This window comes from Terrisporobacter muris (genome assembly GCF_024621905.1).
Taxonomy (GTDB): Bacteria; Bacillota; Clostridia; order Peptostreptococcales; family Peptostreptococcaceae; genus Terrisporobacter; species Terrisporobacter muris.
Window position 1 is genome coordinate 1 of sequence record NZ_JANKBY010000328.1, and the last position, 3927, is coordinate 3927.

The 3927-nt window shown below is 29.6% G+C and carries 4 protein-coding genes and 1 riboswitch; all 4 genes read left to right on the plus strand.

The features are described from left to right. Positions 1-91: riboswitch (SAM riboswitch) on the plus strand. This riboswitch is flagged as partial in the annotation. 89 nt (positions 92-180) lie between these two features. The 4 genes from NSA58_RS17095 (at position 181) to NSA58_RS17110 (ending at position 3866) form a co-directional block, all read left to right on the plus strand. Continuing rightward, on the plus strand, positions 181-1500 hold the full coding sequence (locus NSA58_RS17095; protein ID WP_074429891.1) for a Na+/H+ antiporter NhaC family protein: 1320 nt from the start codon (positions 181-183) through the stop codon (positions 1498-1500). Between the two features lie 201 nt (positions 1501-1701). Then, positions 1702-2529 carry an undecaprenyl-diphosphate phosphatase gene (locus NSA58_RS17100; protein WP_074429890.1) on the plus strand — a complete coding sequence of 276 codons (828 nt, stop codon included), beginning with the start codon at positions 1702-1704 and terminating at the stop codon, positions 2527-2529. 118 nt (positions 2530-2647) lie between these two features. Continuing rightward, on the plus strand, positions 2648-3190 hold the full coding sequence (locus NSA58_RS17105; protein WP_039678952.1) for a CD3072 family TudS-related putative desulfidase: 543 nt from the start codon (positions 2648-2650) through the stop codon (positions 3188-3190). 106 nt (positions 3191-3296) lie between these two features. Beyond that, positions 3297-3866, plus strand: a complete 570-nt coding sequence (locus NSA58_RS17110) for a CD3073 family putative ECF transporter S component (RefSeq protein WP_039678953.1) — start codon at positions 3297-3299, stop codon at positions 3864-3866. The last annotated feature ends 61 nt before the right edge of the window (positions 3867-3927 follow it).

Here is a 3927-nt window from a genome sequence, read left to right on the forward strand (position 1 = left end):
AGGGACAGGCCCTGAGATACCCAGCAACCGATATATATTTTTTATATATAATAAGGTGCTAAATCCTGCAGCGAAGGCTGAAAGATGAGGAATAACTTAGTTTATTAGAGCTTGAGATTATTCTCAAGCTTTTTTTATATTTAAAATTATAGTAAGTACTACATAGGAAGGGAGAAAGTCATGAGTGATGAAAGAACAAAAGGTAGTGCATTGGCATTATTACCGTTAGGAGTATTTTTAGTATTATTTATTGGAAGTGGAATTATAAGTGGAGATTTTTATAAAATGCCTACTTTAGTAGCATTTATAATTTCAACAGCAGTGGCATTTGTATTTAATAGAAAAGTAGATTTCAATACAAAAATGGAAGTATTCTGTAAAGGTGGAGGAAATAAAGATATTATTTTAATGCTTATAATATTCTTATTTGCAGGAGCTTTCAGTGGAGTATCAAAAGCTATAGGTGGAGCTGATTCAGTGGTAAACTTAGGTCTATCTGTTGTACCAGCAAACTTATTAGTTACAGGATTATTTGTTATAGGATGCTTTATATCAATATCAATGGGAACATCTGTTGGAACAATAGCTGCTATAGGTCCGATAGGTGTGGCAGTTGCAGCAAAAACTGGAATACCAGTAGCTTTAGTTTTAGGAGCTGTAGTAGGTGGAGCAATGTTTGGAGATAACTTATCGATGATATCTGATACAACAATTGCAGCTACAAGAACTCAAGGTTGTGAAATGAGAGATAAGTTTAAAGTAAACTTTGCAATAGTATTACCAGCAGCAATAGTAACTATAATATTATTAACTGTAATGAGTAGAGGATATGTAAGTGTATCAAGTGAAACATATAGTTATGAATTAATAAAAGTTTTACCATATTTATTTGTGCTGATAGGCGCAGTGCTTGGTGCAAATGTATTTTTACTTCTTGGTGGAGGAGTAATATTTGCAGGAATTATAGGAATAATAACAGGTTCACTAGATTTATTTGGAATAATAACAGCCGTATCAGAAGGAATGGCAGGAATGTTCGAACTTTGTATGATATCTGTAGTAGTTGGAGGAATGGTTGAACTTATTAAGTTTAACGGAGGAATAGATTTCGTTCTTAACTTTATACAAAGTAAAATTAAGAATAAAAAAGGTGCTGAATTTGGAATAGCAGCATTAGTTAGTGTAGTAGATTTATGTACTGCAAACAATACAATAGCTATAGTAATGGCTGGACCGTTAGCTAAAAATATAGCGGATGAATATGAAATAGGTGCAAAAAAATCGGCTAGTATATTAGATATATTCTCATCTGCATGGCAAGGTATAATTCCTTATGGAGCACAATTATTAACTGCGGCAGGACTTGCTGGTATATCGCCATTTGCAATAATTGGGTACTTATATTATCCAATATTAATGTTTGTATGTGGGATAATTGCTATAGGATTTGGACTTCCTAGGGTTAAAAGTAGCAAAGAAAAATCAGAAAAAATAGCATAGAAGATCATAAAGATAGAAGAGTTATCTTAAATATACTTTAGATAACTCTTTTATATTGAAAAATTTTAAGCTTTATTATAAAACATAAGTATAAAATTATAAGGCCAAGTCATACTTTATATGGTATACTAGAAAAAGACCTAAAATTATTTAGGATATTTTTTTGTTTAAATAAAGAAAATATAAACGAGGTGAATAAACATGGAATGGATAGAAATATTTAAAGCCATTATATTAGGTATTATCGAAGGGATTACAGAGTGGCTTCCAGTAAGTAGTACAGGTCATATGATACTAGTAGATGAATTTTTACAACTAGGAATGTCGCCAGCTTTCAAAGAAATGTTCTTTGTTGTTATACAGTTAGGTGCAATAATGGCAGTTGTAATTTTATATTGGAAGAACATTTTTCCATTTAACTTCAATAAGAAACCATTTGTAGAAACTGATATAATTATTATGTGGGTTAAAATAGTAATTGCTTGTGTTCCAGCAGCTGTGGTTGGTCTATTATGGGATGACCAAATAAATGCACTATTTTATAATTTCCAAACAGTAGCTACTATGCTTATTATATTTGGTATTTTATTTATAGTAGTTGAAAATCACAACAAAGGTAAGAGACCTTTAGTTACAAATATGAATCAACTTACATATAAAATGGCTGTAATTATAGGATTATTCCAATTAATAGCAGCAGTTTTCCCAGGAACATCTCGTTCAGGGGCAACTATATTAGGAGCATTACTAATTGGTGTATCAAGAGAAGTGGCAGCAGAGTTTACATTCTTCTTAGCTATACCAGTAATGTTTGGAGCAAGTTTACTTAAATTAGTGAAATTTGGATTTGCGTTTACAAGTTTTGAACTTATTGTTTTAGGTGTAGGTACAGTAGTTTCATTTGTAGTATCTGTATGGGCAATTAAATTCCTTATGGGATATATCAAAAAACATGACTTTAAAGTGTTTGGATGGTATAGAATAATACTTGGTATTATTCTATTAGCATACTTCTTCTTTATGATGTAAAAAATGATGTAAAAATAATTTAGAATTTTATATAAAGCTATGGTAAAAGCAAAATACCGTGGCTTTTTTAATGTATAATAAATAAAAATAATAATTGAAGGGAAGATAAGGGGAAAATATGAAAAGAATTTTGGTAGTAACTCATTGTATTTTAAATAGAGCATCAAAAGTTAAAAGTTATAATGTTGAAGAAATTAATGAAGAAAATGAGTTAAGAAAAGAATTATTGAAAGAAGTTTTTGAAAAAGATATAGAATTATTACAATTACCATGTCCAGAGTTTACTATGTATGGAGCAAAACGTTGGGGACATGTCAAAGATCAGTTTGATAATCCATTTTTCAGAAATCATTGTAAGAATATATTAAATCCTGTAATAGATCAGCTAATAGAATACTATAGCAATAAAGAAAAATTTCAAGTAATAGGTATAGTGGCTATAGATGGTAGCCCTAGTTGCGGATATAATTTCACTTGTAAAGGGAATTATGGAGGAGAGTTGGGAGGATGTACAACACTAAATGAAAAAATAGAAAGTATAATCCTAGAAAATGAATCTGGTGTATTTATGGAAGAATTAAAAAAATTATTGAATGATAATAGTATAAGTATACCAATTAGAACTTTAAAAGATGAAATTACTTATTTAAAAAAATTATAGTTTATAGGTTGTATCGAATTTTTATATATATGAATCTAATTCGTTGGAACAACAATAAAATCATGATATAATTCAACTGAAATGCAAGAAAAAAGGGGGAAATGTCATGAATAGTAGCAAGTCAAGAATGATAACTTTTTGTGGTTTAGCAATAGCAGTAAATATTGTATTGGGAATAGCTACAAATGCACTTAAGTTGCCATTGTATTTAGATACATTAGGAACAGTTATAACAGCAGTACTTATGGGGCCAGTGCCAGGAGCTATAGTGGGAGCATTAACAAATATAATAACAGGATTTATGTATAGTATAAGAGATATTCCATTTTTATTAGTAAATGTGGTAGTAGCTTTAATAGTAGGGTTTGTTGCTAAGAAATTTAAATTTACATATGTAACCGCATTAATAACAGGATTGGTGCTTGCTGTTGTTTGTCCTTTGATAGGAACACCAATAGGAATTGCTATTTATGGAGGACTAACAGGTACAGCATCGGATGTAATTGTTATGTGGTTAAGAAATAGTGGTAGCAGTATATTTGCTGCATCATTTATTGCAAAAATAGGAAATAATTTAATCGATAAAGTAGGAACTTGTTTATTTGCAGTGTTAATAATAAAATATTTACCATTTACAATGAAGAATTCTTTGAAAAACTATAGCGAAGTAAAATAATTAATAGATAAAATAAATTTAAATCGTTTAAAAATAAAAATATTATTTTAAACGATTTTTT